17 protein-coding genes are annotated in these 24,214 nt (G+C 59.9%); 13 read left to right on the top strand and 4 right to left on the bottom strand.

What is annotated here, in order from left to right; genetic code table 11:
- Positions 1-100: 100 nt before the first annotated feature.
- The 3 genes from ACSQ8V_RS30680 (at position 101) to ACSQ8V_RS30670 (ending at position 5,266) form a co-directional block, all read left to right on the top strand.
- On the top strand, positions 101-2,071 hold the full coding sequence (locus tag ACSQ8V_RS30680; protein WP_436208289.1) for a sigma-54-dependent Fis family transcriptional regulator: 1,971 nt from the start codon (positions 101-103) through the stop codon (positions 2,069-2,071).
- A gap of 159 nt (positions 2,072-2,230) precedes the next feature.
- Positions 2,231-3,376, top strand: a complete 1,146-nt coding sequence (locus ACSQ8V_RS30675) for a GAF domain-containing protein (protein WP_436208288.1) — start codon at positions 2,231-2,233, stop codon at positions 3,374-3,376.
- Positions 3,377-3,463: 87 nt separating this feature from the next.
- On the top strand, positions 3,464-5,266 hold the full coding sequence (locus ACSQ8V_RS30670) for an NAD(P)/FAD-dependent oxidoreductase (protein ID WP_213765208.1): 1,803 nt from the start codon (positions 3,464-3,466) through the stop codon (positions 5,264-5,266).
- A gap of 90 nt (positions 5,267-5,356) precedes the next feature.
- Here ACSQ8V_RS30670 and ACSQ8V_RS30665 read toward each other — a convergent pair whose 3' ends face one another.
- Together ACSQ8V_RS30665 and ACSQ8V_RS30660 are read right to left on the bottom strand one after the other, a co-directional pair.
- Positions 5,357-8,326 (bottom strand): bifunctional diguanylate cyclase/phosphodiesterase, encoded by a 2,970-nt coding sequence (locus ACSQ8V_RS30665; protein ID WP_436208287.1) that lies wholly within the window; start codon positions 8,324-8,326, stop codon positions 5,357-5,359.
- On the bottom strand, positions 8,323-9,564 hold the full coding sequence (locus ACSQ8V_RS30660) for an ABC transporter substrate-binding protein (protein ID WP_436186445.1): 1,242 nt from the start codon (positions 9,562-9,564) through the stop codon (positions 8,323-8,325). The genes ACSQ8V_RS30665 and ACSQ8V_RS30660 overlap by 4 nt, the downstream gene beginning before the upstream one ends.
- Positions 9,565-9,997: 433 nt before the next feature.
- Between ACSQ8V_RS30660 and ACSQ8V_RS30655 the strand changes: the two genes are divergently transcribed.
- The 4 genes from ACSQ8V_RS30655 (at position 9,998) to ACSQ8V_RS30640 (ending at position 15,842) form a co-directional block, all read left to right on the top strand.
- On the top strand, positions 9,998-10,258 hold the full coding sequence (locus ACSQ8V_RS30655; protein ID WP_213765206.1) for a hypothetical protein: 261 nt from the start codon (positions 9,998-10,000) through the stop codon (positions 10,256-10,258).
- Positions 10,259-10,654: 396 nt separating this feature from the next.
- A complete protein-coding gene (locus tag ACSQ8V_RS30650) occupies positions 10,655-11,215 on the top strand; it encodes a DUF2760 domain-containing protein (protein WP_436185489.1) in 561 nt (186 codons plus the stop codon).
- On the top strand, positions 11,212-13,059 hold the full coding sequence (locus tag ACSQ8V_RS30645) for an Hsp70 family protein (protein ID WP_436185488.1): 1,848 nt from the start codon (positions 11,212-11,214) through the stop codon (positions 13,057-13,059). The genes ACSQ8V_RS30650 and ACSQ8V_RS30645 overlap by 4 nt, the downstream gene beginning before the upstream one ends.
- 5 nt (positions 13,060-13,064) lie before the next feature.
- Complete coding sequence (locus tag ACSQ8V_RS30640) at positions 13,065-15,842, top strand: Hsp70 family protein (protein WP_436208286.1); 2,778 nt, start codon at positions 13,065-13,067, stop codon at positions 15,840-15,842.
- Between the two features lie 55 nt (positions 15,843-15,897).
- On the opposite strand, the gene ACSQ8V_RS30635 is transcribed toward ACSQ8V_RS30640, so the two are convergent.
- Positions 15,898-16,611, bottom strand: coding sequence for a UPF0149 family protein (locus ACSQ8V_RS30635; protein WP_436208285.1), 714 nt, complete (start codon positions 16,609-16,611; stop codon positions 15,898-15,900).
- Positions 16,612-17,043: 432 nt separating this feature from the next.
- Here ACSQ8V_RS30635 and ACSQ8V_RS30630 point away from each other — a divergent pair, with 432 nt between their 5' ends.
- Positions 17,044-18,150: a porin gene (locus ACSQ8V_RS30630; RefSeq protein ID WP_213765202.1), complete on the top strand. Its 1,107-nt coding sequence runs from the start codon at positions 17,044-17,046 to the stop codon at positions 18,148-18,150.
- A 155-nt stretch (positions 18,151-18,305) separates the two neighbouring features.
- On the opposite strand, the gene ACSQ8V_RS30625 is transcribed toward ACSQ8V_RS30630, so the two are convergent.
- Positions 18,306-19,256 (bottom strand): LysR substrate-binding domain-containing protein, encoded by a 951-nt coding sequence (locus ACSQ8V_RS30625; RefSeq protein ID WP_213765201.1) that lies wholly within the window; start codon positions 19,254-19,256, stop codon positions 18,306-18,308.
- Between the two features lie 265 nt (positions 19,257-19,521).
- On the opposite strand from ACSQ8V_RS30625, the gene ACSQ8V_RS30620 reads away from it, so the two are divergent.
- From ACSQ8V_RS30620 to ACSQ8V_RS30600, 5 genes are all read left to right on the top strand, one after another.
- Positions 19,522-20,298, top strand: coding sequence for an ABC transporter substrate-binding protein (locus ACSQ8V_RS30620; protein WP_436185484.1), 777 nt, complete (start codon positions 19,522-19,524; stop codon positions 20,296-20,298).
- 41 nt (positions 20,299-20,339) lie between these two features.
- Positions 20,340-21,176 (top strand): phytanoyl-CoA dioxygenase family protein, encoded by an 837-nt coding sequence (locus ACSQ8V_RS30615; protein WP_213765198.1) that lies wholly within the window; start codon positions 20,340-20,342, stop codon positions 21,174-21,176.
- A gap of 322 nt (positions 21,177-21,498) precedes the next feature.
- The gene (locus tag ACSQ8V_RS30610) at positions 21,499-21,966 is read left to right on the top strand and encodes a FecR family protein (RefSeq protein ID WP_436208284.1); all 468 of its coding nucleotides are present in this window, start codon (positions 21,499-21,501) and stop codon (positions 21,964-21,966) included.
- Entirely contained in the window at positions 21,963-22,580 is a 618-nt protein-coding gene (locus ACSQ8V_RS30605) for an OmpA family protein (protein ID WP_436208283.1), read from the top strand. The genes ACSQ8V_RS30610 and ACSQ8V_RS30605 overlap by 4 nt, the downstream gene beginning before the upstream one ends.
- Before the next feature lie 38 nt (positions 22,581-22,618).
- The gene (locus tag ACSQ8V_RS30600; RefSeq protein WP_436208282.1) at positions 22,619-24,103 is read left to right on the top strand and encodes a CHASE2 domain-containing protein; all 1,485 of its coding nucleotides are present in this window, start codon (positions 22,619-22,621) and stop codon (positions 24,101-24,103) included.
- Positions 24,104-24,214: the final 111 nt, after the last annotated feature.

Genomic DNA, 24,214 nt, shown 5'->3' with positions numbered 1-24,214 from the left:
TTGAACGCTGTAGCAGTGGTACATTGTCTCGATCGACCACGCGACGGGCGGAGCTGACGACCGACTCCCTCCGCGAATGCTGGCGGAGGAGACAATGGTTATGAACCCGGTTTCTATCGACCGTTCAAGCGGATCAAGCCGATCCGCGCTGCTGGCCGGCAATCATGCCGGCCGTATGGAAGGGCTGGATATCATCAGGCAATCGCACGAACGTTCCCGCAGCTTCGGCCTGTCGGACACCATGCGGCCCGACTACGGCGTGCTCGGTGAAGCCGAGCTCCGGCTCAAGCGCGAGCAGAATCGCGCGCTCTCCACGCATGCGCTGCCCGTCATAGAAACGCTCTACGGGCAGATCGCCAATACGCACAGCATGGTCGTACTGACCGACTCCGAAGGGCTGATCCTGCATTCGCTCGGCGACGACGATTTTCTCGCCCGTGCCGACCGCGTCGCGTTGCGTCCGGGCGCGCTATGGAGCGAACAGCAGCAGGGCACCAACGCAATTGGCACAGCCATTGCCGCAGGCGATGCCACCATGGTGCTCGGTGACCAGCATTACCTGCGCGCGAACCGGTTTCTTGCGTGCTCCAGCGTGCCGATTCTTGATCCATTCGGAGAGTTGCTAGGCGTTCTCGACGTCACCGGCGATTGCCGCGGCCACAGCCGTCACACCATGGCGCTTGCCAAGATGTCCGCGCAGATGATCGAGAACCATTTGTTCACCAGCGCCTTTCCTGAAGCATTGCGAATCCATTTTCACGGGCGGCCCGAGTTTATCGGCACGTTGATGGAAGGCATTGCTGCGTTCAGGGCCGATGGGCGCTTTCTATCGGCCAATCGCAGCGCACAATTTCAGTTTGGCTTGCCGCTGGCCTCGTTGCGCGCGCATACCTTGTCGTCGTTGTTCAACGTCTCGTGCGGGGAGTTATTCGACCGGATGCGCAGCGGTGTGGGCACGCCCGTCGAGCGCACGATTTCGCTCTGCCTGCACAGCGGCGTCAACGTATTTGCCAGCGCAGATCTGCGGCGCTCGACGGCCGTTTCGCTCTCGACGGATAGCGGCGATGTCACCGACGTCGTCCCTCGCAAACGCGTCCCCGAACCCCAACCCAAACTCTCCGGCATGCGTTACCTGATGACCGGCGACGCTCAGGTTGCGGCGCTCGTTGAACGGGTGCGCAAGGTGATCGGTAAAAATATTCCGATCCTGATTGGCGGCGAGACGGGTACCGGCAAAGACGTCCTGGCGAGCGCGGTGCATCGTGACTCGCCGCGTTGCGACGGGCCATTCGTTGCGTTGAATTGTGCGTCGATCCCGGACACGCTGATAGAAGCCGAGTTGTTCGGTTATGAGGAAGGGGCGTTCACGGGCGCATCGAAGCGTGGTGCGTGCGGCAAGATTTTGCAAGCCGATGGCGGCACCTTGTTTCTCGATGAAATTGGCGATATGCCGTTCTCGTTGCAAAGCCGTTTATTACGTGTGCTGCAGGAGCGCACGGTGACGCCGCTCGGCAGCACGCGCGCAGTGCCCGTGGATTTCGCGTTGATCTGCGCGACCAATCGCAATCTGCGCGAGCGCGTCAGTGCTGGCGAATTCCGCGAGGATCTCTATTACCGGATCAACGGTCTGCTTGTGACGTTGCCGCCGTTGCGCCAGCGTACCGATCTCGCCGTGACCGTTGAAAAGATCCTTCGTGCCGAGCGTCCGAGCGGTACGCCCATCAGGGTTTCACCCGAGGTGCTGGCGGCGTTCACCCGCCACTCGTGGCCAGGAAACTTTCGGCAACTGGCGAACGTGCTGAGGACCGCGTGTGCGATGCTCGACGACCATGAAACGTGCATCGGCCTTGATCATCTGCCGCAAGATTTCTTCGATGACGAACGCGACACCAGGACATTGTCAAGGCCGGTGAAGGACAGCGCGCGCCTGGACGATCTCGCGTTGTCGGCCGTCGCGGCAGCGCTTGAGACACACGCCGGTAACGTCTCGGCGGCGGCGCGAATGCTTGGCGTATCGCGTAACACGCTCTACCGGAAGATGGCTGCGCTCGACGAAACGCGACGTCGATAACGTCGCGGTCGATTGAGACAAATGTCTCATCAACCTCGATGGTGCACTGCGGTGTGATCTCCCCGAATACGCATGCTAAAACGTCATCATGCGTTTAAGTTTTCAGGTTGCAGCGTGTCGTGAATGACGCGAGCGCACCGAATCTGCCGGAGGCTCTTCATGCCGTATGTTTCGCAGACCAGACACATCGATCGCGTGCGCAACGTGATAGAAGGCCGCATGACCAGCCCGGGTGCCGATGCGTCGCGGCTGGCGTCATCGTACCGGCGGTCGCTGGAGCAATACCATCTCGATCCGGGCGCGACTGTTGGTCCGCGCATCCTGACCGTTCCCGAATTGCGCGATGTCCAGCAGCGTGAAGAAACCGTGCTGCGTGCATCGGGCCAATGTCTTTCGCGACTGCATGAAACCGTGCGCGAAGCCGACTACTGCGTGATGCTGACCGATGCAGCGGGCGTGACTATCGACTACCGGGTGGATCGTGATCGCCGCCACGAATTCAAGCGCGCGGGTCTGTATCCCGGTTCGTGCTGGTCCGAGCGTGAAGAGGGGACATGCGGCGTTGCGTCGGTGTTGCTCGACGCCGAGGCGATCACCGTCCACAAGACCGACCATTTCCGCGCGGCGTTCACCACGCTGACATGTAGCGCATCGCCTATCTTCGGCGTGCAAGGCGAGTTGATCGGCGTGCTGGATGCGTCAGCGGTGCGCTCGCCCGAAGAGCGCGAGAGTCAGCGGTTGGTCAACCATATCGTGCGGCAAAGTGCGCTGCTGATCGAGGACGGTTTCTTCCTGAACGCGACTACGCATTGCTGGGTCTTGCTCGCGCACCGCAGCCGGCATTACGTTGAGGCACAGCCGGAAATACTCATCGCCTTCGATGTACGCGGCTACGCGATTGCCGCTAACCGGCGCGCGAAGGAATGTGTGCCGGCGCTGGATCAGTTGCCGCGCCACGTCTCCGAACTCTTCGATATCCGCGCCGAACGCCTGCTCGATGCACGCCCCGGACGCGATCTCATCTCGTTCAGGTTGGTGGGCTCGGGGTCACCGCTGCATGCGCGTGTGAGGCCACCTGTTCTACGCGCTTCCAGAAGCCCGGTGCCTACACCACGCGAAGCCGCTAAACCGGTAACGCAACCCGCGTTGTCTGAAAGCGAAACACTGGAACGCGCCCGCATACTCGCTGCGATGACCGATGCAAAGTGGCGGCCCGTCATGGCGGCGCAGGCGCTGGGTTTATCGCGGGCGACGTTGTATCGGCGGATAGCGAAGTTTGGAATAGTGGCGCCGCACAGGCGTTAGCAGTAGATAAGCGCTTTCATTTTAGCGGGCACAGACCCGTCTTTCTTAACCGATACTTAGTGATCCGTATCTCATGGAGGAGCGACCATGTCTGAACAGAATCCGAATCAAACCATCAGCAACATCCTGGAGACATTCGAAGCCGCGTTAAAAAGCGGCGACACCGCGGCGGCCATTGCGCTATTCCAGCCCGATGGTTATTGGCGCGACCTTGTCGCGTTCACCTGGAACATCAAGACGATGGAAGGCCGCGAGCAGATTGCCGCGATGCTCGATTCGCAGTTGAACACGGTCAAGCCATCAAAGCTGAAGATTGCCGATAACGAAACGGCGACCGAAGCGGACGGCGTGACGCAAGCGTGGATCACGTTCGAGACGGGAGTCGCGCGCGGCACGGGTTTTATCCGCGTGAAGGACGGGCAGATCTGGACGTTGCTCACGACCATGACTGAACTCAAAGGCCACGAAGAACCGAAAGGGTTCAGGCGGTCGATGGGCGCTGAACACGGCGCGCGTACGGACCGCACCAGCTGGAAGGAGAATCGCGAGGCTGAACTGGAGACGCTGGGTTATGAGAAGCAGCCGTATTGCCTGATCGTCGGCGGCGGGCAGGGTGGCATTGCGTTGGGAGCGCGGCTGCGGCAACTGGGTGTGCCGGCGATCATTATCGATAAGAACGAGCGCCCCGGGGACGCCTGGCGTGCTCGTTATAAAACGCTGTGCCTGCATGATCCGGTCTGGTACGACCACATGCCGTATCTGCCTTTCCCGGACAACTGGCCGGTGTTTTCGCCGAAGGACAAGATAGGCGACTGGCTGGAGATGTACACGAAGGTGATGGAACTGAACTACTGGGGATCGACGACCTGTACATCTGCCCGATACGACGAAGCCGCCGGCGAATGGATCGTGGAAGTCGAGCGCGACGGCGAAAAACTGACGCTGCGGCCGAAGCAACTCGTGCTCGCCACCGGCATGTCGGGCAAACCGAATCTGCCGAAGTTCAAGGGCATGGATGTGTTCAAGGGCGAGCAGCATCATTCGTCGAAACATCCGGGACCGGATGCTTACAAGGGCAAGAAGGTCGTGGTGATTGGCGCGAATAATTCTTCGCACGATATTTGCGGGGCGCTGTGGGAAGCGGGCGTGGATGTGACCATGGTTCAGCGTTCGTCCACGCACATAGTCAAGTCGAACACGCTGATGGACCTGGCGCTGGGCGATCTTTACTCCGAGCGCGCGGTGGCGGCGGGCATGACCACGATGAAGGCCGACCTGACGTTTGCATCGATTCCATACAAGATCCTGCACGAGTTCCAGATCCCGGTATACAACGCGATCAAGGAGCGTGATGCGGAGTTTTATGATCGGCTGGAGAAACGCGGTTTCATGCTTGATTTCGGCGATGACGGCTCGGGCCTCTTCATGAAATATCTGCGACGCGGATCGGGCTATTACATCGATGTGGGCGCGGCAGACCTCGTCGCGGACGGCAAGATCAAGCTGAAGAGCGGGGTGGATGTAGTCGAGTTGAAAGAGCATTCGGTCGTGCTCAGCGACGGCAGCGAACTTGAAGCGGATCTGGTCGTGTACGCGACCGGTTATGGGTCGATGAACGGCTGGGCCGCGGATCTTATATCACGTGAGGTGGCGGACAAGGTGGGCAAGGTGTGGGGCTTGGGATCGAATACGACCAAGGACCCGGGGCCGTGGGAAGGCGAGCAGCGCAACATGTGGAAACCTACGCAGCAGCAGGCGTTGTGGTTCCATGGCGGTAACCTGCATCAATCGCGCCACTACTCGCAGTATTTATCGCTGCAACTCAAGGCGCGGATGGAGGGGATTCCAACGCCGGTATTCGGCTTGCAAGAGGTGCATCATTTGTCGTGATGGCAGGTTGTAACTGACGCTTTGCAACGGAACGTCAGGCGTGCCCGGCGGGGGTCGATTCTTTATCGATTGTTGCCGGGCACGTGTGTTTCATGCGTCGGCTATGCTGCTCGCAGCAGCCGTATGATGGGTAGGCCTCTCCGTGAGAGCCGGCCATACCAACGCCTCAAATTGATCAGGTGGAACGGGCTCGGAATATAAAAAACCTTGGGCAAAATCACAACCCACGGCGAAGAGGAAATCCCGTTGCTCTGTCGTCTCCACCCCTTCCGCAATGACTTTCAATCCCAGTTTGTGAGCGAGTACGACCATCGCCTCGCAAAGCGCCTGATTGTCTCCATCAAACGCGAGGTTCTGCACGAATGAACGGTCGATCTTGAGGTAATCGATATCGAAGCGCCTGAGATATGCCAGCGACGAGTAACCTGTCCCGAAGTCGTCGATCGAGATCCGGATCCCCGCATCGCGGAAGGTCAGCAGCTTCTCGTCGATCTTCGATTCGGCATGCAGTAACAGCCCCTCGGTTATTTCGATCGCAACACTCTGCCCCGGCATCCCTTCCTGATTCAGATAGTCGGGCCATTGGGTACACAGGAGGCTGTCTTGACGAATCTGCACCGGTGACACGTTGACGCTGATCTGGAAAGACGGATGGAATCGGCTGCGCCATTGCCGGGCCTGCTGCACGGCCTGTTTAAACATCCAGTCTCCGACCGGAACGATGAGTCCCGTGTCTTCGGCCAATGGAATGAAATCCAGCGGGCTGATCGTGCCGCGTTCAGGGTGCAGCCAGCGGATCAGTGCCTCGGCTTTGTAGACCTCCCCAGTCGCCAGATCGACGATGGGCTGGTAATAGATCTGGAACTGTTCACCGGGCAGGGCGGCGCGTAGATCACTCATGAGACGCCGGCGCTTTTCTGCCGCCACTTGCAAGTCGGGCGTGAAGTAGCTGAAACGATTGCGCCCGGCGTTTTTGGCCGCATACATGGCCTGGTCAGCATTCTTGAAAAGGACATCAAGCTCGCTGGTGTCGTCGGGGTAAAGCGTGACGCCGACGCTGGCCGATATGAAAGCCTCGTCCGGGCCGAGCTTGAAGGGTTCGGCCAGCTTGTCGATAATAGTCTTTGCGATCCGGTCAATACTTTCGATGTCGTCCAGGTTGGGCAGGATGACAGTAAATTCGTCACCGCCGAGACGAGCAACAGTGTCCGATTCGCGCACGCTCGACGTGATGCGTCTGGCCGCCTCGATCAGCAGGATGTCCCCGGTGTCGTGTCCCAGGGAGTCATTGACCTCTTTGAATCGATCCAGGTCGATCAGCATCAAGGCCATACGTTTTCCGGAGCGACGCGCCATTCTGGCTTCATGGTCGAGACGGTCATGAAACATCTGACGGTTCGGAAGGTGGGTCAGCGCATCAAAATTGGCCTGTTTCCAGATCGTTGCCTCGAATGCCATCCGGTCCGATAAATCGCGACCAACGGCCAGCACGGAACTCACCTTGCCTGACCGGTCAATCTCCGGAGTCAGGCGGATATGGGTGCACTGTTCCTGTCCGTCGCGACTGACCCATTTCAGTTCGAACTGCGAACTTTCCCCGCTTGAAATGACGTCTAGAATCTTCATCTCGTAGATCAGCGCATTAGCGCCGCCGGGGTTTTCTGAAGGGCGCTTGCCGAGCGCTTCGCCGAGGCTGCACCCCGCCGAGGTACAGAACGCGGGATTGGCATAAATGCGGTGGAGGTCCCGGTCGTAGCGGGTAATCGTGTCAGGCGAATTCTCGATCAACGTGCGCGACTCGTGCTCCTTGGTAACGAGTTCCGCCGTTCGCTCGATGACGGTCTGTTCAAGGGAGGAGTTGATCTCGTTGATCTTCTGGATTTTCTGCTTGATTGCCTCGCGCATTCTTTCAAACCGCTGCGCCAGTCTGCCTAACTCATCTTGACTGTCGGCATCGGTGAGCGCCTGTGCGTCTTCTTCAGCCTCGGCTCCCGCATCGTTGCCCGTATCGTGCATCTTTCGCACCAGTTCCTTAAGCGGTGCCGAAATGCTGTGGGAGATAAAGTAGGCGAGGAAGATCGAAAGCAAGAAGCCCGAGATGCCGACCAGCACGATCTGGTCGCGCACCGACTGTGCCTGTGCCGTCAATTTGGCTTCGGGAATTGTGCTGACCACAAACCAGGTCGTGCCGGGAATCCTTGAGTACGCGGCAAAGTAGCGCGCGCGGCGCTCGCCCTCGAAGGCGACGAAACCACTCGGCTGGCCATAGGGTTCGTTATGCGCGATTTGATCGATCAGACCAGGTTCGGCCGTCTCACTGGTACTCGCGGATGTGTCGTCGGCTCGGACAATCAGCTTGTTGCTACTGGCATCGAGAACGTAGATTTCCGTTCCACTCCCCAAGGCGACGTCATTAAAAATTGTCGAGAAATATTCGGGGCGAACGACCAGAACCAGATTGCCGATCTGCCGATTATTGCTCTTGCCAATGATAGCCCGCACCATCCCCAGGTTTTGTTGCCCAACACCGTTGTCGTAACTGCCCCAATAAGGGTGTCCATTATGATCGGGCGCCTGCTTGACCAAATGCGTCACACCCTGGGTCAGTTGCGCGAACGCCTGGGTGTCCATGATGCGGTTGTTCTTGTCGAGCAGGTATTTCTGGTTGATGAAATCAATCGATCCGTAGTGCTCCAGGAGTAGCCGGGTCATATCCCGGCGAGCCTCGCTCTGCTCTTTTGCGCTGCCGTTTGCGACCCTTGTCAACGCACCTTGAACCCGATCGGAGAGCACAAGGAAGCTGCTTTCCGTCTCGATCTGCTCCATCCGCAACAAGACGTTCTTGGATAGCTGCCTGACCACCTCTTTCGAAAATATCTCTGCCTTCTCCCTGATCGCCGCACTCGACTCGACATACGATAAGTATCCCGAAAGAAGTATGGGCAGCAGCGAGAGCAAAATGAATGCGGTGATTAGCCGGTAGCGAATTTCGACCCGGCGCAGCAGATCCAGGGAGAGGTATTCGAAAACGCTTCGCAGCGAACCGATGATTGAGCTCATTTGTAGTGCATCTTTGCTTCGTTCTTGACAGATTCGTCCAGGAGTTTTGCCGCCTGCCTGGGCGTGATCTTCTTGAACAACACATCCTGCATCAACTGATGCAACCGCTCGATCGAGTTGGAGGGTAGGACAGAATAGTACGGGCTAGCGGTCACGGAAAAATGGCTGACCCTATTCGTGTAGTCGGCAATCTTTGGATTGCTCACCATTGTTTCGTCGACTTGCTTGAATGGCGGAATGTTCTGACGTTTTCTTTGGAGAATGGAGAATCCCTTCCCGGCGATGAATTCCAGAAAGCGAGTGGCGGCGACTTTGTTGGGCGTCTCACACACCGCAAACCCGGTTTCACTGCCAATCACAGGCACCACCCGCTTGCCAGGCGCGTTCCAGGGGGGAATAAACACGCCAACCTCGAAGGGGTTGCCGCGCAACAAAAGGCCGGCTGCCCAACTGCCGTGGAAAGCCATCGCAACCTTGCCTTCCTTGAACAGGCGTATGCCTTCATCGTAGTCCGTCGCCATGAACCCCTCTTGTACGTATCCGCGGTCTGCAATCAGCAGAATCTTCGCAAAGATATCGGCTACCTGAGGCGTGTTCAAATCGAGCGTGCCGTCAGAGATTTTCTTCTTCCAATCCGGGTCGCGTGCCACCACATTGTTGGCAAAGCCGAAACTGAAGGGACCGTTGCCGAGCATGTTAGGGAAGCCGCCGTTCCACATGATAGGTGTAAAACCCGCACGTTTGAGCTTATCGCAAACTATCAGGAATTCGCGGAAATTGGTCGGCAGTTCCGTGATCCCGGCCTTCGCGAACATGTCCTGGTTGTAATAAATCAGCGTTGTCGCCACTCCGCCGGAGATTCCAAACTTTCTGGATTGGCGACTCGTCCAGTCTCCCTTGAGAGGGTCGAGCATGTTGTTCCATGCTGACGTTTCGCCGACGTCCGCCAGGATGCCTTGATCGGCCAATTCAGCCGCATAGGCGTTAGGGTTGACACTGACCAGATCCGGCAAGTTGCCGGAGGCGATCCGGGGCTTGATATTTTCTTCGACTGAATTGCCAATCATGAACTGCACATTCACGCGTATGTCTGGATTGAGCTTGCTGAACTCGGCGGCAATCTGAAGCATTTCCTCTGGCCAATCTGGGGCCCATATCAGCGCAGTGATGGTGGTCCGGGGCGGCGCGCTCGCGCTCGAAGAGGTGTGGTCTTGCTGGTGACAACCATACAACGACATGAGAATGACGCTGAGCAGGACAGATAGAAGGGAGGCAAGCTCAATTCGTCGCACTTGAGGTTTACTTTTTGGTTGCGGGATGGAACGACCCGGCGTCAATGGGCACTTTGGACGCACCTGAAAGCTAACCGTTGGAACCTGCATCGCGAAAGAGCTAATGGCATAACCATGGTGGCGGCTCTGAAGCGGAAAGTCGCAAAGACAAGGCGAATTGAACGGGGGCAGTGCTTAGATTGAATATCGGCAACGGGAGTCAATACTTTAACTAGCGCGAACCCGGATTTCCCCGGCATGACGGGGAGTCGCCGACGCGAATACGTGTCTGTCGATCCGCCGTGAATCTTTGTATGCGAGGGCCTGGCACGTGACGGCTGGGACCGTCTGCAACTCCTGACGGTCCCGGCCATCAGGGTTTACAGTTAAACTATTTGCCATGAACGAGTGCCGTTACTGCAGAAAAATGCGTGACGAATGGGATTGCCACGGGCAGGAGTGCCGCACGGCCATAGCCCGGGCTCTGCGAAGGCAGCGGCTTGGCCTGCCGATGGTGCCGAATCTCATCCGCAACGAAATCCCCGCTGGCGCGACCACGGGGGAGGTCATTACCGTCCTGTGGCGCCAGCGCGTGCGCGCTCGCCGTGCCAACGAAGAGCGCCGGAATCGTAAGGCGGCCGATGATTTCGAAGGCGACTAGCCGCCAAACCGGGCATCAGTCGATCGTTCGTTTCCAGCGACCGAAACCGCGCCCTGCCGGTCTTACGCATGCACCAAATCTCAACCCCGTATGGCCCTTCATGCGGCGCATCGCAATGCGCGCGGCTTTCAATTTCATAGGCGGCAAGACCGGCGTGTCGATGCCTTCAGGCACGAGCCATGCGCGCGCGCACGCAGCATCGCAATGGCGACAATAGACCGCCACCATTCGCATATTGAACGGCTCTCGGCCACATCAAGGCAAAATACGGGTTTTAGCCCCCATCGGGCTGACGAATTAAATGCCGGCATTCGCCCTTCAAGGCTTTCAATGAGCCTTGTCCAGCGGCCGGCAGGATAGCTCGTTGTTCAAGCGAGCCTACAGGAGCAATTTTGTATGACCGAATCAAACCTGTCTTTCTTCGGCAGACTTTCCCTGGCCGTCGGAACATTTTTCGCTGTCCTGGGTGACCGCGAATTCGCAGCCCAAGTGCGTCGGCTGCGCGACGGGGCAGTAGTGGCGGCGCCAGTCACCGCACCCCAACCCGCAGCAGCAGTCGCTCCCACGATCAAGGCGGCAAGCCCGGACGCGGCGCTTCAGCTTCTCGGACTTCTCCAGCGCGGCGCGCGCTTTGTTGACTTTGTCGAAGAGGACATTGCAGGTTATTCCGATGCGGACATCGGCGCCGCCGCGAGGCTTGTGCACGACGGTTGCCGCGCGACGCTGCGCGAGCATTTCACGATTCGCCCGGTACGAGAAGAGGCCGAAGGCAGCCGCGTGACGCTCGCCGATGGCTTCGACGCGACCGCAATCAGACTGACAGGCAACGTGGTCGGCAAGCCGCCGTTCAGCGGCAATCTTAGTCACCGCGGCTGGCGAGTAGAAGACGTCCGGCTCCCGATGTTGACAAAGACCCACGACGCAACCGTGATCGCACAGGCCGAGGTGGAACTATGACGGAGGCGCGTTATTCGATCGGCATCGATCTGGGCACTACCCATTGCGCCCTCTCGTATGTCGATCTCTCCGCCAGTGACGGCGAGAAAACCAGTCAAGGCGTGCTGCCGATCACGCAGCTCACCGCACCGGGGGCCATCGAATCACCGGACCTGCTGCCCTCGTTTCTCTACCTGCCGCATCCGAGCGAACTGACGCCGGGTGACCTGGCCTTGCCGTGGACCGCCGAACGCGACTTCGCAGTCGGTGAAATGGCACGCAGCCGAGGCGCAGGGACGCCGATTCGTTTGGTATCGAGCGCCAAGAGCTGGCTCTGTCATTCGGGCGTGGACCGTCGCGCGGCGATCCTGCCAAGCGACGCGCCGCCTGAAGTCACGCGTGTCTCACCGCTTGAAAGCTCGGTTCGCTATCTCACGCATCTGCGTGAAGCATGGGACTACGCGCATCCCGACGCACCGTTCAGCGAACAGGAAATCACGGTCACCATTCCCGCTTCCTTCGATCCGGCCGCGAGGGAATTGACCGCCGAGGCAGCGCAAGCGGCTGGTTACGCCCGCATGACGCTGCTGGAAGAACCGCAAGCAGCGCTCTATAGCTGGATCCAGAAAAGCGACGGCGCCTGGCGCAAGCAAGTGAAGGTCGGCGACATCATCCTGGTCGTGGACGTGGGCGGCGGCACGACCGACCTGTCGTTGATCGCGGTTATCGAACGTGAGGGCAATCTTGAGTTGCATCGTGTCGCGGTCGGCGAACACATCCTGCTGGGCGGCGACAACATGGATCTGGCGCTGGCGCATGGGGTTGCGCGCAAGCTGGCTGCCCAGGGAACGCAGGCCGATCCGTGGCAGTTGCGCGCGCTCACCTATGCGTGCCGGGCAGCCAAGGAAACGCTGTTGACCGACCGCAGTACAGATACCGTGCCGCTGGTCGTACCGAGCCGTGGATCGAAACTGATTGGCGGCTCGATCCGCACCGAACTGACCCGCGCCGAACTCACGCAGACGATTCTCGATGGCTTCTTCCCGCAAGTCGATGCATCGGCGCGGCCGGTGACCCGAGCACGAGGCGGCCTGACGCAGCTCGGCCTCCCGTATGCGCAGGATGCGGGCATTACGCGGCATCTCGCAGCGTTCCTCGGCCGACAGGTCGCAGCACTCGCCGATCTCGACGGACTGCAGCACGTGCCGGTCGAGAACGCGAGCTTCCTGCATCCCACGGCGGTCTTGTTCAACGGCGGCGTGTTCAAGTCGACGCTGCTCGTCGAACGCATTCTCGATGGCCTTAACGGCTGGCTCGCAGCCGAAGGCGCGGCGCCAGCACGCCTTTTGGGCGGCGCCGATCTCGACCTCGCGGTCGCGCGCGGCGCGGCGTACTACGGCTACGTGAAACGCGGCAAGGGCGTGCGCATTCGTGGCGGCACGGCGCGCGCTTACTATATTGCGATCGAGTCAGCCATGCCGGCCGTGCCCGGTATGGAGCCACCTGTCCAGGCATTGTGCCTCGCGCCCTTCGGTATGGAAGAAGGCACGGACGCGGCCTTGCCGGCTCAGGAATTCGGCCTCGTGGTCGGGGAGCCCGTGCACTTCCGCTTCTTCGGTTCGTCGGTACGCCGGCAAGATCAGGTCGGCACGATGCTCGACTACTGGTCGCCCGACGAGTTGCAGGAGCTGGAGGAAATCCACGCTACGCTGCCGCCCGAAGGACGTACGCCCGGCGAAGTCGTGCCGGTGAAGCTGCATGCACGGATCACTGAAGCCGGCACACTGGAACTCGAAGCCGTGCCGCGCGGCACGAACGAGCGCTGGAAAGTCGAATTCGATGTGCGCGGCAGCGCGAACGCCTGAGCGCGATGAAGCGAACCATCGTCGGCATCGATCTCGGCACGAGCAATACGGTCGTTGCGTACGTCGAGGCGGGGTCTGACGAAATCAGCATCTTCGATATCGATCAGCTTGTGGGTCTTGGCGAGGTCGGCGCGCGCGAGCTGTTGCCGTCCGTGCGCTATCACCCGGCGCCGGGCGAGCTTGCGCCTGGCGATCTGCAATTACCGTGGAGCGGAGCCAACAAGCACGATACGCAGCCGGCCGTGATTGGACATCTGGCTCGCACGCTCGGCGCGCAGGTGCCGGGACGCCTCGTGACCAGCGCGAAAAGTTGGCTCTCGCATGCGTCGGTCGACCGTCTTGCACCGATTCTGCCGTGGGGCGCGCTCGCGGTCACCGGCAAGGTCTCGCCGGTGACCGCGAGCGCCAGCTATCTGGCTCACGTGCGTGCCGCGTGGAACCGCCGTTTTCCGCACGCGTTGCTCGAAGATCAGGACGTAGTGCTAACCGTTCCTGCATCGTTCGATGACGGCGCGCGCGCACTTACGCTCGAGGCCGCGCGTATTGCGAAACTGCCTGCTCTGCGCTTGCTCGAAGAGCCTCAGGCCGCTTTCTACGACTGGCTGTTTCATCATCGCGCGACGCTTGGCGCCGAACTCGCGCAGACGCGCCTCGTGCTGGTCTGCGATGTGGGCGGCGGCACAACAGACCTCACACTGATCAAGGTGCATTTTGAGGACGGCGAGCCGCAACTGACCCGCATTGGCGTCGGCAATCATTTGATGCTCGGCGGCGACAACATGGATCTTGCGCTCGCGCATCTGGTCGAGACGCGTTTGGCCAAGGAGCAAACGCGGCTGTCGGCGGCGAGCCTGTCCCAGCTCGTCGAACGATGCCGCGCCGCGAAGGAGCAATTGCTTGGCGCACAGCCGCCCGACTCCGTCGCAATCACGCTGCTTGGTGCGGGGGCCCGGCTTGTCGGCGGCGCACGCACGACGGAGCTGAGCCGGCAGGAAGTCGAGCAGATCATCGTGGAAGGGTTCTTTCCCATGGGCAGCCTGGACGAACTGCCTCGCCGGTCGCGGGCCGCGCTCGTCGAGTTCGGCTTGCCCTACGCGGCCGATGCGGCAATCACGCGGCACATCGCAGCGTTTCTGAAAAGACTCGACGCGCAGTCGCGCGATGCATTGGGTGCATCGGATATTGCGCAAACGTCGATGCCCGATACCTTGCTGCTCAACGGTGGCGTCTTCCGGGCCGAAGCGCTCTCCCGGCGTCTGGCGAGCGCGCTGGGTACGTGGCGCGGGCAGCCTCTGCATGTGTTGCAAAACGACCATCCCGACGTTGCTGTCGCGCGTGGCGCGGTCGCTTACGGCCTGGCCCGCGCGGGACACGCGCCGCGTATTGGCGGCGGCTCGCCACGCAGCTACTTCCTCGTCCTTGATAACGACGCGCAGGACAACGCGCAGGCATTGCGAGGCGTGTGCCTGTTGTCACGCGGAACCGAAGAAGGCCACGAGGTCCATCTCGAGGATCGTGTGTTTGCACTGCGGCTTGGGGCACCGGTGCGCTTCCATCTGGTTTCCACCGTCGCCGACACGGCTTGGAAGCCAGGCGACCTTGTCGACCTCACGACGGGCGACTTCGTCCGCTTGCCGCCGGTCGCAACGGTGGTGCAGCAGCAGGACGCAAGCGGACCTCGCGAGCGACGGGTCAGACTCACGACGTCGCTGACGGAACTCGGCCGGCTGGAGATGCACTGCATCGCAACCGATGACGCTTCGCAACGATGGCTGCTCGAGTTCCAGTTGCGCCGTGACGATGCTGAACACGACATCTCCGCGGCTAGTCGAAATCCGTCACTCGACAAAGCGATTGAACTCATCGACCGCACGTTCGGCGCTCGCTCGGCGAATGTCGATCCCAAGGAAGTGAAGCGTCTGCGTGCAGGACTAGAACAGCTACTGGGGCCGCGTCAGAGTTGGGATAGCGCACTGCTTCGCGAACTGTTCGGGGCGCTCTGGGAGCGCGCTAGCCGGCGGCGTCGTTCCGCAGATCATGAGCGCCTATGGTTGAATCTGGCGGGATACTGCGTGCGGCCGGGATTTGGCTATCCGCTCGATGAATGGCGCATCGAACAGCTTTGGTCGCTGTTCGATGACGGCATCCAGTACGTCAACGAGGGCCAGGTGTGGTCCGAATGGTGGACGTTATGGCGTCGCGCGGCAGGTGGCCTGCGTGAGGATGCACAGCTTCAGGTGCTCGATGCAACGGCCTGGCTTCAGGCTGCTGCGGGCACGAAGCGGCACAAGCTGCCCTTCGATCCCGCGAAGGTCGGCCACGCGGACATGCTTCGTCTTTCCGCGTCGCTTGAACGCATCCCCGTTGATCGCAAGATCGATATCGCGGAAGAGCTTCTGGCCCGGCTTCAGCGGCCCTCGGAAAATCACCAGGGCTGGTGGGCAATTGGACGCATCGGTGCACGCCGGCCGTTCTATGGCAGCGCGCATGGTGTCGTGCCGGCGGAGGTGGCGACCCGATGGCTGGACACAATCCTCGCGCTGGACTGGAGAAAGGTTGAGCCCGCCGTGTTTGCCGCCGCGCAAATCGCGCGTATGACGGGCGACCGTTCAAGGGATCTGGCGGAGCCGGTCCGCGAGACTGTCGTGCGGCGACTCGAAGCCGCGAACGCACCGCCGGCGTGGGTCAATATGGTTCGCGAAGCCGTGACGCTCGACAACGCGGACACCGGGCGCGTGTTCGGCGAGTCACTGCCTGTCGGATTAAAACTGATTGTCGACTGACACGTCTTTCGGGGGACCTTGATGCAACCAGGCGGTCACCTGAATTGTTGTCGCGCTAATGAAGAATGCTTCCCGCTCCGCAGCATTTCTTGAACTTCTTGCCGGAACCGCATGGGCACGGATCGTTGCGGCCGACCTTCGGAGCTGCGCGCTGGACCGTCGTTGCGAGTTCGCGTTCAAACACCGCTCGTCGGAACGGAAGCCAATAGCGGTAGATCATGGCGATGCTGTCGGGAATCTGTTTCGCGAACTGTTCCCGTTGATCGGGCCGAAGGACGAGTGAGTCCTCTTCTTCGCTAAGGTCCTCAGCGCCTAGTAAATGTAACGGCCTTAGCCATACTTGCCCATCTGGTTCATCGAACAGCGGTTGCCACGCTGAGCGGCACAAGTTGAGACCCTCCATGAAACCAAGCGCCCAAGGCTCGGCGTTCGGATACACATGCGGATCGTCTGGAAACTTGTCCTCACTGAATACCGGCGCGAACGAGCCCAGATCATTCTCCAGGGTTTCGATAATGCCGTTGAAGTGTTGAACGATGAGACTCATGATGCGTTGGGCCTGTTCCTTCGACTCGAATGCAGGTGCGTCGTCACGCTCCGGCCCCCAGATACCCGGCAGCCACTGACTCGGCATCAATGTGATCGGACCGATCGCGATGGCGGTCAGATAGCCGTCCAGACCGTCGACCATCAATGTTTCATCCGATACTAAATCGGACATCAGGAACCGGTCGAGTTCATCCAGTTCATCGTCGGACAGCAGTGGCATTTGGGGGATCGGTCTCGAATTGGGTGACAGAATTGGATTACCTCAAGGCAGCGCAGGCAACCCTTAAAGATGCTGCCGCGCGATGCCAGTCCGTGCGCTAAAAGCGCATTTTAACCGCGACCGGAAACCGTGGCTTCGAGACCAATGTCGGTGGTGCTGCAATGCGTCAGACACCTATGGGTAATTTCATGGCTGCAGGACGAAACGGTATTCAATAGCGTTCCAGTAAATGTCAACCGGTCCATATTTTATGGACTATCCCGCGGCACGGAAGTCAATCGGATGTTGTGAACGGGAGACACAACATTCGAAAACAGATCCCGATTTAATTTGAAGGAAATATTATCGCGCTTGCGATCAAAAATCGCGCATGAACTGCTGGCGTTACATACACCGTCAGTTGGCCCAACAAATCAATAGGGGAGACACTCTGTGAAGAAAACTACCAGCGCAATCGGTGCAATCGGCGGCGCGCTGCTCGCCATCGCTGCTCAGTCCGCTTTCGCGCAAAGCTCGGTCACGCTATATGGCATCGTCGACACAAGCGTCCGCTATCTCACCAACGCCGATGCAAACAACAACAGCCAGGTAGCGATGGGCGTCGGCCCGATCACCGGCAGTCGTTGGGGCTTGAAGGGATCTGAGGATCTGGGCGGTGGTTTGTCCGCGGTATTCCGGCTCGAGGACGGCTTCAACCTCTGGAATGGCCAGTTTGCGAGCGCGAATACGCTCTTCAACCGGATGGCTTATGTCGGGCTGTCGAGTAACCAGTATGGCACCGTCACCGTGGGTCGCCAGAACACGCCGCTGTTCGATCAGTTAGGGAACGTATACGACCCGTTGACCGTAGGTAACTACGATCAGGACGGCTGGTTGCCCGGCGCACTCGGCTACGGCCTGCGCCAGAACAACTCCGTCAAGTACAACGGCCAGTTCGGCGGCCTGAATGTTGAAGCCATGTACGGCTTCGGCAACGTGGCCGGCAGCACTGGCGCGAGCAACATGTACGGCGTGACTGCTTCGTACACCTACAGCGGCTTGTCGCTGGATGCGGGCTTCCAGCAGAACAGCGACATACACAACAACAAGTTCAATGTTGTCAACGTGAGCGCGGTCTATGCATTCAGCACGGTCAAGACCTTTGCGGGCTGGCTGCATTCGCAGGACAACACCGGCATGGTCGACATCTTCATGTCGGCTGCAAACTCGCCGGCGGCCAACTTCGCGGCGCCCGTGACAAATACCAACCGCATTGACGATGGCTTCTACACGGGTGCCACGTGGCAGGTCACCCCCCCATTGCTGCTGACCGCGGCGGCCTACTACGACCACTCACGCAATGCGCTGGACGCGGACGGAACCACGCTTAGCCGCGGCGTGCGCTACTCAGGCGTGCTGCTTGCCGAATACTCGCTGTCCAAGCGGACAGAAGTGTATGGCACGGTCGACTTCATCCGTGGCACCGGCGCGGCGCAAGCAGACTTTCCGGGACGTAACAACCAGACCGGCGTTGCAATCGGTCTTCGCAACATATTCTGATGTGAGCCGCCCGGTTTGCCGCCGGGCATGACACTTCCGAACCAACGGCGCGCACTTAACGGTGCGCGCCGTTTTTTGCGAGACGTTGCGTCTGCGAATGGTCGGCCGGAGCGGACAGTCGATCTGCAAACCATTCGCAAATTACCGGCACGCCATCAGATCAATAGTTCGACTGACTGCAACACGTGGCGTGTTTCCGGCAAACTCGATTCGCATCCCTCGCGAATCGTTTCGATCATGCATTCTATAAAGCACTCGGCTGCGGCGCTCGCGGGATGACCGCTGCGCGAGATGACGCTGACCATTGCGTCGTCCAGTTGCTCGCGCAACGGAATGGCGCACAGGCCTTCCTTGGCCGCACTGACCTCGACGAGCGGCCACGGGAATACGCTCACCATGTCGGTCTTTTTGAGCAACGCAATGGCAATCGAAAGAGAATGCGTCAGATGAATCTTTCGCGGCACGGGCACGTTGTATCGGGTGAACATGTTGTCGACGAGGGCATTTTCGCTCAACGGATCCCACGTCAACACCCAGTCCAGATCGCTGAGATCCGCCAATGAATGGCAATTCGCTCTCGGATGTCCCTCGCGAGCGACGAGCGCGCAAGTCGACGAAAACAGTGGCCGATACTGAAATTCAACACCGAACGCCCCAGGCTCCGGCCGGCCGATAAAGAAGTCGAGGCTGCCGTCGCGCAGGCGCGGATTGGCGATCGACAACAATCCCTCGAAGAATTCCAGGCGGATATCGGGCATGCGCTCGCAAAAGCGCGTGACCGTGTCCGCCAGGAACGTCATGGCGATCCACGGGGTGACCGCTACGGTGAGCTTGCCCTGCGTGGCGCCCCGCAGGGCGTTCATGGCTTCCTGGGCGCGGGTCATCTGTCCGTAGATCAATCGGGCGTGAACGAGGAGCGCCTGGCCGCTCTCCGTGAGCGTGACGCCTGACGACGTGCGCACCACCAGCGACATCTGCACCGTTTCCTCAAGTTGGCGCAGGCTCTTGGTGATAGCCGCCGGGGAGGCTTTCAAAACGCGCGCCGCACCGCGCACCCCGCCTGCTTCGGCAATGGCGATAAGCGTGCGGATTTGATGAAGTTTCATACGGCCTCAATGATAAAAGACGGGTTTGCGCGGGGTGTTCACCTCTGGTTGCCATGTTCACGATTCTAGCTCTCCCGTCCCGTTTTCTGTCGCGCTACGGTAGCGTCACCCGATCAAGTTCCAACGCTCATCACGGACTTACGAGAATGACTGCTTCCATCGACATGCTCGCCAGCCGCGCCGAACTGATCCAGTCGCGTCATCGCATAGAACGCAGACCGGATCACCGACCGCTCAAATTGATTCAACACCGACGGGGAACTCCATGAAACACGTAACGCTTTCAGCCTTTTGCGCACTGGCGATGTTGCCCCTTGCTGTTCTTGCACAGGACAAAGACGCCATTCGCTTCGGCGTTGATCCCAGCTATCCGCCGTTCGAGTCGAAGGCGCCCGATGGAACGTTCACGGGTTTCGATATCGACCTGGGCAACGCGATCTGCGCGCAGCTCCATCAGAAATGCGTGTGGGTCGAGCAGAACTTCGACGGCATGATCCCGGCGCTCAAGGCGCGCAAGTTCGACGCCATACTCTCCGCGATGTCGGCTACGCCGGCGCGGCGTCAGCAGATTGACTTCAGCCACCGTCTTTACAGCAGCAGCTCGGCCTTGATTGCGCGCGCGGGCTCGAATCTTCAACCTACCGCGCAGGCGTTGCAGGGTAAACGCGTGGGAGTTGTGCAGGGATCGACACAGGAGAGCTATGCGAATGCGGAGTGGGCGCCGAAGAATGTGACGGTGGTGTCGTATCAGACGCAGGATCTGATCTATCAGGACCTCGTGACGAATCGTCTCGATGCAGCATTTCAGGCCGCCGTGCAAGCTGACTTCGGCTTTCTGAAGACGCCGCAAGGCAAGGGCTTCGCACTGGTGGGCAAGCCGGTGGGGGACAGCCGCGTAGCGGGCGATGTCGCCATTGGCATACGAAAGGGCGACACGCCGATGGAAACGCAGATCAACCAGGCCATTGCCGCGATACGTCAGGACGGTGTGTATCAAAAGGTGGCTGCAAAGTACTTCAATTTCGATATTTACGGCGATTGAGCGTCAGGACTCAGCCCATTTTTTCTCGTAGGGAGTCAGACATGTTGGAGACCGTAACCGCCCGTCTTGAGCGGGCCGTCACGCCGCAATTGGTGGAAGACTTTCACCGCGATGGCGCGGTTTGTATCCGCCAGATATTCACGCAGGAAGAAGTCGCCTTGCTGCGTGGCGGTATCGATAGCAACCTGCAAGCGCCTAGTCCGCGTGCGAAGGTTGCCAGCCGTCCCGACGATCCGGGCTGGTTCTTCGAAGACTTCTGCAATTGGCAGGAGAACGATGCGTATCGCCAGTTTATTTTTCATTCGGCGGCACCCGCGGTTGCCGCGGCGCTGTTGGGGAGCGAGACGATACGGCTTTACCACGATCATCTGCTGGTGAAGGAGCCGAATACCCGGCAGCGTACGCCTTGGCATCAGGACCAGCCTTACTACAACATCACCGGCCGCGATAACGTCAGCATGTGGATTCCAGTCGATCCTGTCTCGCAGGAATCGAGGCTGGAGTTTGTTGCGGGGTCGCATCTTGGGCCGTGGCTGATGCCGCGTACGTTCATGGACAATCAGGCGAAGTGGTTTCCAGAGGGCAGTCTGGCAGACCTGCCGGATATTGAAGCTGACCGGGGGGCGTATCCGATCATTGGGTGGGCGCTGGAACCGGGGGATATGGTGTGTTTCAACATGCTGACGCTGCATGCGTCTGGCGGTGTGAGTGGGCAGACACGGCGGCGCGCGTTCTCGATTCGCTTTATTGGAGACGATGTTCGGCATGCGCCGCGACGTTGGCGTACTTCGCCGGAATTTCCGGGTCTCGCGCAGACGCTGCCAGAAGGCGCGACGATGGAGCACCCGCTTTTCCCTGTTGTCTGGCCTGTAGCGTAGTAGGGTGATAGCGCTGGTGCGCGGTGAAGTGGCAGCCGCAAACCGGCTACTCCAAAGAAGTGTCTGGTGGCAATATGCGCGCAAGCGCACAGAGTCATTTGGCTTGGAGGCCATACTCTGTTCGATACCGCACAAAGTCTTCACCTGATTTCCACGAGCAGTATTTCTGCAGGTCCTTCATAAGCCCGAACTCTACGAGCAGCCGGGGAAATGATCCCTCACAACACCGGGTCGACATGGGGGAGCCACGCTGCCTCGCGCAAAGCAGCGCATAGGTACGTTCAAGCACGTTTAAGCCCGTTCGAGCAATCAGGTGCTACCGATGCGTCTCCAAGCCATCAAATATGCCTTGATTCTTGCCTGCGGGTGCATGGCTGTCACCGATGCACTTGCCTCCGATGCTGCCGGCGTCGTCAAGACCCTCAAGGGCACGGTGCAGATCGAGCGGGCGGGAGCAAGTTCGGGCGCGGCCATCGGCAGCGAGGTTTACGGTAGCGATCGCATAGTGACCGGCCCGGAATCCTCAGTGGGTATCACGCTGCGCGACGATACCCAGCTCTCGGCCGGCGCCAATTCCATCCTGGACCTCAACAAATTCGCCTTCAATACCACGACCCATGACGGGGTGCTCGACGCCACGATCAAACGCGGCTCCCTTTCAGTGATTTCCGGAAAGCTGGCAAAGGCGAATCCGGATGCCGTCCGTTTCAGCACGCCAACGACCACGCTGGGCGTACGCGGCACTGCATTTATCATCGAGGTTGGCGGGAACGGGGAGCGTGCCCGGTGAAGGCCCTCATCCGGCGTCACGGCCAGGCAGTTGCAGCGGCATTCGTCACGCTGGCTTTCCTGTCCGGGTGCAGCACGCCGCCGGACAAAATTATTTTATTGCCAGATCCAGAGGGCAAGGTCGGAGCAGTCATTGTCCACAGCGCCACCGGGGAGCAAACAATCAACAAGGCTTACGCTGGGGTCGATGTCACCCAGGGCGGTGCCATCGAAAAAACGATGGATAGCCAATCCGTGGTGGAGACACGATATGCCGAGCTACTGGCGGCCCGGCCTCCGCGGCCCATGACATTTACGATTTTCTTTCTCTTCGACTCTGCCACCGACCTGGCTCCGGAGTCGTTCGCCACGGTTAAACAGCTAAAAGCGGTCCTGGCTACCTGGCCTGCGCCACAGCTCGTGGTAGTCGGTCACACCGATCTGGCGGGCTCGCAGGAATTCGACGACAACCTGTCCAGGCGGCGAGCGCAGACTGTTGCAGCGTTCCTGATCAAGCAAGGCATTCCCGCCCAACAGATAGAGACCGCTGCCCGGGGCAAGCGCGAGCCACTGGTCCACACCGCAGATGGCGTTCCCAACCACATGAACCGGCGCGTCGTCATTACCATCCAATGATCCGCGTCAGTCATCGACGGTGAACGGCCTTTCCCCTGATGAAACGCTACTACGACCTATGGCTAGCCAGGATCAGGAATCTGCTTAAGGCGGCCCAGGGACGTCCGGTTGCACTGGCGATGTTGTTCGGCCTGAGCCTCGTCAACCTGTCCAGCGAATGGCCTGGCGACATAGCGCGTCCGGCCTTCATGGCCGCGCTTGACGAGGCGCTTCCTGATTCCTTTAAAACGGCCCGGCAACTTCTGTTCGACCAGTATCAACGTCGGTTCCCGCGAATTCCGGCTGCCCAGCCCGTGACCATTGTCGAGATTGACGATGAGACGCTTGCAACCGTCGGTCAATGGCCCTGGCCGCGGAATCGGCTCGCGAGCCTGATCGATGCCATTGCGGCACTGAAACCACTGGCTATCGGTCTCGACATCTACATGCCGGAGCCGGATCAGACCTCTCCCGACAAGGTGGCCGGCAATCTGCCGAAAACGGCTGCGGCTCTCGCCGCCGGCTTGCGGGCGCTTCCCAGTCACGAAGCCATTCTCGCCAGTTCGTTGCGCGCGGCGCCGACCATACTGGGTGCTGCGGCACTCGATCATCCCACCTTCGCCGCCAGCACCGATCTGCGAAGCGCTCCCATTCTCGTGCATGGCACCGACCCGCTGGGCCGCGTGCAACGGTTCGACTATGTGCTCGCCAGCCTGCCGGAATTGCAGGCGGCGGCTCACGGACAGGCGATGCTGAGCGTGGCGCTGGAACAAGGCGTCGTCCGGCATATTCCCCTCATCATGGGCTTGGGGGAGAAACTGGTCCCCAGTCTGCCGATGGAAATGCTCCGCCTCGCCACGGGTTCATCGGCGATCGATGTCTATGCGGATGCGTCGGGCGTGCAGGCGGTGGGTGTCGCGGATGTGCAGGTGCCTACGCAGCCGGGCGGTGACATCTGGTTGCATTTCGCGTCCATTCGGTCGACGCTGAATCGCTATGTGTCGGCACGCGACGTCCTGCAGGGAACAGTCGATCCGGAACGGTTCCGGAACAAACTGGTGCTGGTCGGGCTGACCGGCACCGGCGTGACTGACATGCGCACGACCGCGTTGGGGGAACTGGTGCCGGGTATCGAGATTCAAGCGCAGGTGATAGAGACTATTGTCGAGGGACGTTTCCTGCGCCGGCCCGCCTGGCTGAAATGGGCGGAAAGCGCTTTCATCATGGCGTTCGGTCTACTGATCATCTGGTATGCGCCCCGCACGCAATCGCGGTTTGCGGTGTTCATAAGAACGGTCCCCAAGGGTTCCGCCATTCTGGGCGTCTTGCTGCATCTGCTGAATCTTTTATGCTGCTTCTTTATTTTTATTCGTTTCGGACTGCTGGTTGATGCAGCCTCGATTTTCATTATCCTGTCCGCAGTCGTGGGCTGCTTCTTTGCACCCGCGTTGCTCCACGTCGGCGAACGAACCGGGGCTGAAACGCCGCCCGCCACGGGGCGCGAAGGCGATAGCGGGCACACCGGTAAGGCGCCGGGAGCTTGAGGTAGCGGTCGAGCGAATGCTCGTGCAACTTGAAAGTTGCCGTTGTCTTCGCGCCGCATCGAAGGTCCGACGCGGATCGGCAAGACTCATTCGATTTTCTCGTCAACCGAC

The organism is Caballeronia sp. LjRoot31 (assembly GCF_964253885.1).
Lineage (GTDB): Bacteria > Pseudomonadota > Gammaproteobacteria > Burkholderiales > Burkholderiaceae > Caballeronia.
Note: the sequence above shows the minus strand (reverse complement) of the source record. Positions and strands in the feature narration are given on the sequence as shown.

Bases quoted from the DNA above. Each gene is read 5' to 3' on its own strand.
- ACSQ8V_RS30680 (WP_436208289.1), top strand. From the start codon at position 101: ATGAACCCGGTTTCTATCGACCGTTCAAGCGGATCAAGCCGATCCGCG.
- ACSQ8V_RS30675 (WP_436208288.1), top strand. From the start codon at position 2,231: ATGCCGTATGTTTCGCAGACCAGACACATCGATCGCGTGCGCAACGTG.
- ACSQ8V_RS30670 (WP_213765208.1), top strand. From the start codon at position 3,464: ATGTCTGAACAGAATCCGAATCAAACCATCAGCAACATCCTGGAGACA.
- ACSQ8V_RS30665 (WP_436208287.1), bottom strand. From the start codon at position 8,326: ATGAGCTCAATCATCGGTTCGCTGCGAAGCGTTTTCGAATACCTCTCC.
- ACSQ8V_RS30660 (WP_436186445.1), bottom strand. From the start codon at position 9,564: ATGTCGTTGTATGGTTGTCACCAGCAAGACCACACCTCTTCGAGCGCG.
- ACSQ8V_RS30655 (WP_213765206.1), top strand. From the start codon at position 9,998: ATGAACGAGTGCCGTTACTGCAGAAAAATGCGTGACGAATGGGATTGC.
- ACSQ8V_RS30650 (WP_436185489.1), top strand. From the start codon at position 10,655: ATGACCGAATCAAACCTGTCTTTCTTCGGCAGACTTTCCCTGGCCGTC.
- ACSQ8V_RS30645 (WP_436185488.1), top strand. From the start codon at position 11,212: ATGACGGAGGCGCGTTATTCGATCGGCATCGATCTGGGCACTACCCAT.
- ACSQ8V_RS30640 (WP_436208286.1), top strand. From the start codon at position 13,065: ATGAAGCGAACCATCGTCGGCATCGATCTCGGCACGAGCAATACGGTC.
- ACSQ8V_RS30635 (WP_436208285.1), bottom strand. From the start codon at position 16,611: ATGCCACTGCTGTCCGACGATGAACTGGATGAACTCGACCGGTTCCTG.
- ACSQ8V_RS30625 (WP_213765201.1), bottom strand. From the start codon at position 19,256: ATGAAACTTCATCAAATCCGCACGCTTATCGCCATTGCCGAAGCAGGC.
- ACSQ8V_RS30620 (WP_436185484.1), top strand. From the start codon at position 19,522: ATGAAACACGTAACGCTTTCAGCCTTTTGCGCACTGGCGATGTTGCCC.
- ACSQ8V_RS30615 (WP_213765198.1), top strand. From the start codon at position 20,340: ATGTTGGAGACCGTAACCGCCCGTCTTGAGCGGGCCGTCACGCCGCAA.
- ACSQ8V_RS30610 (WP_436208284.1), top strand. From the start codon at position 21,499: ATGCGTCTCCAAGCCATCAAATATGCCTTGATTCTTGCCTGCGGGTGC.
- ACSQ8V_RS30600 (WP_436208282.1), top strand. From the start codon at position 22,619: ATGAAACGCTACTACGACCTATGGCTAGCCAGGATCAGGAATCTGCTT.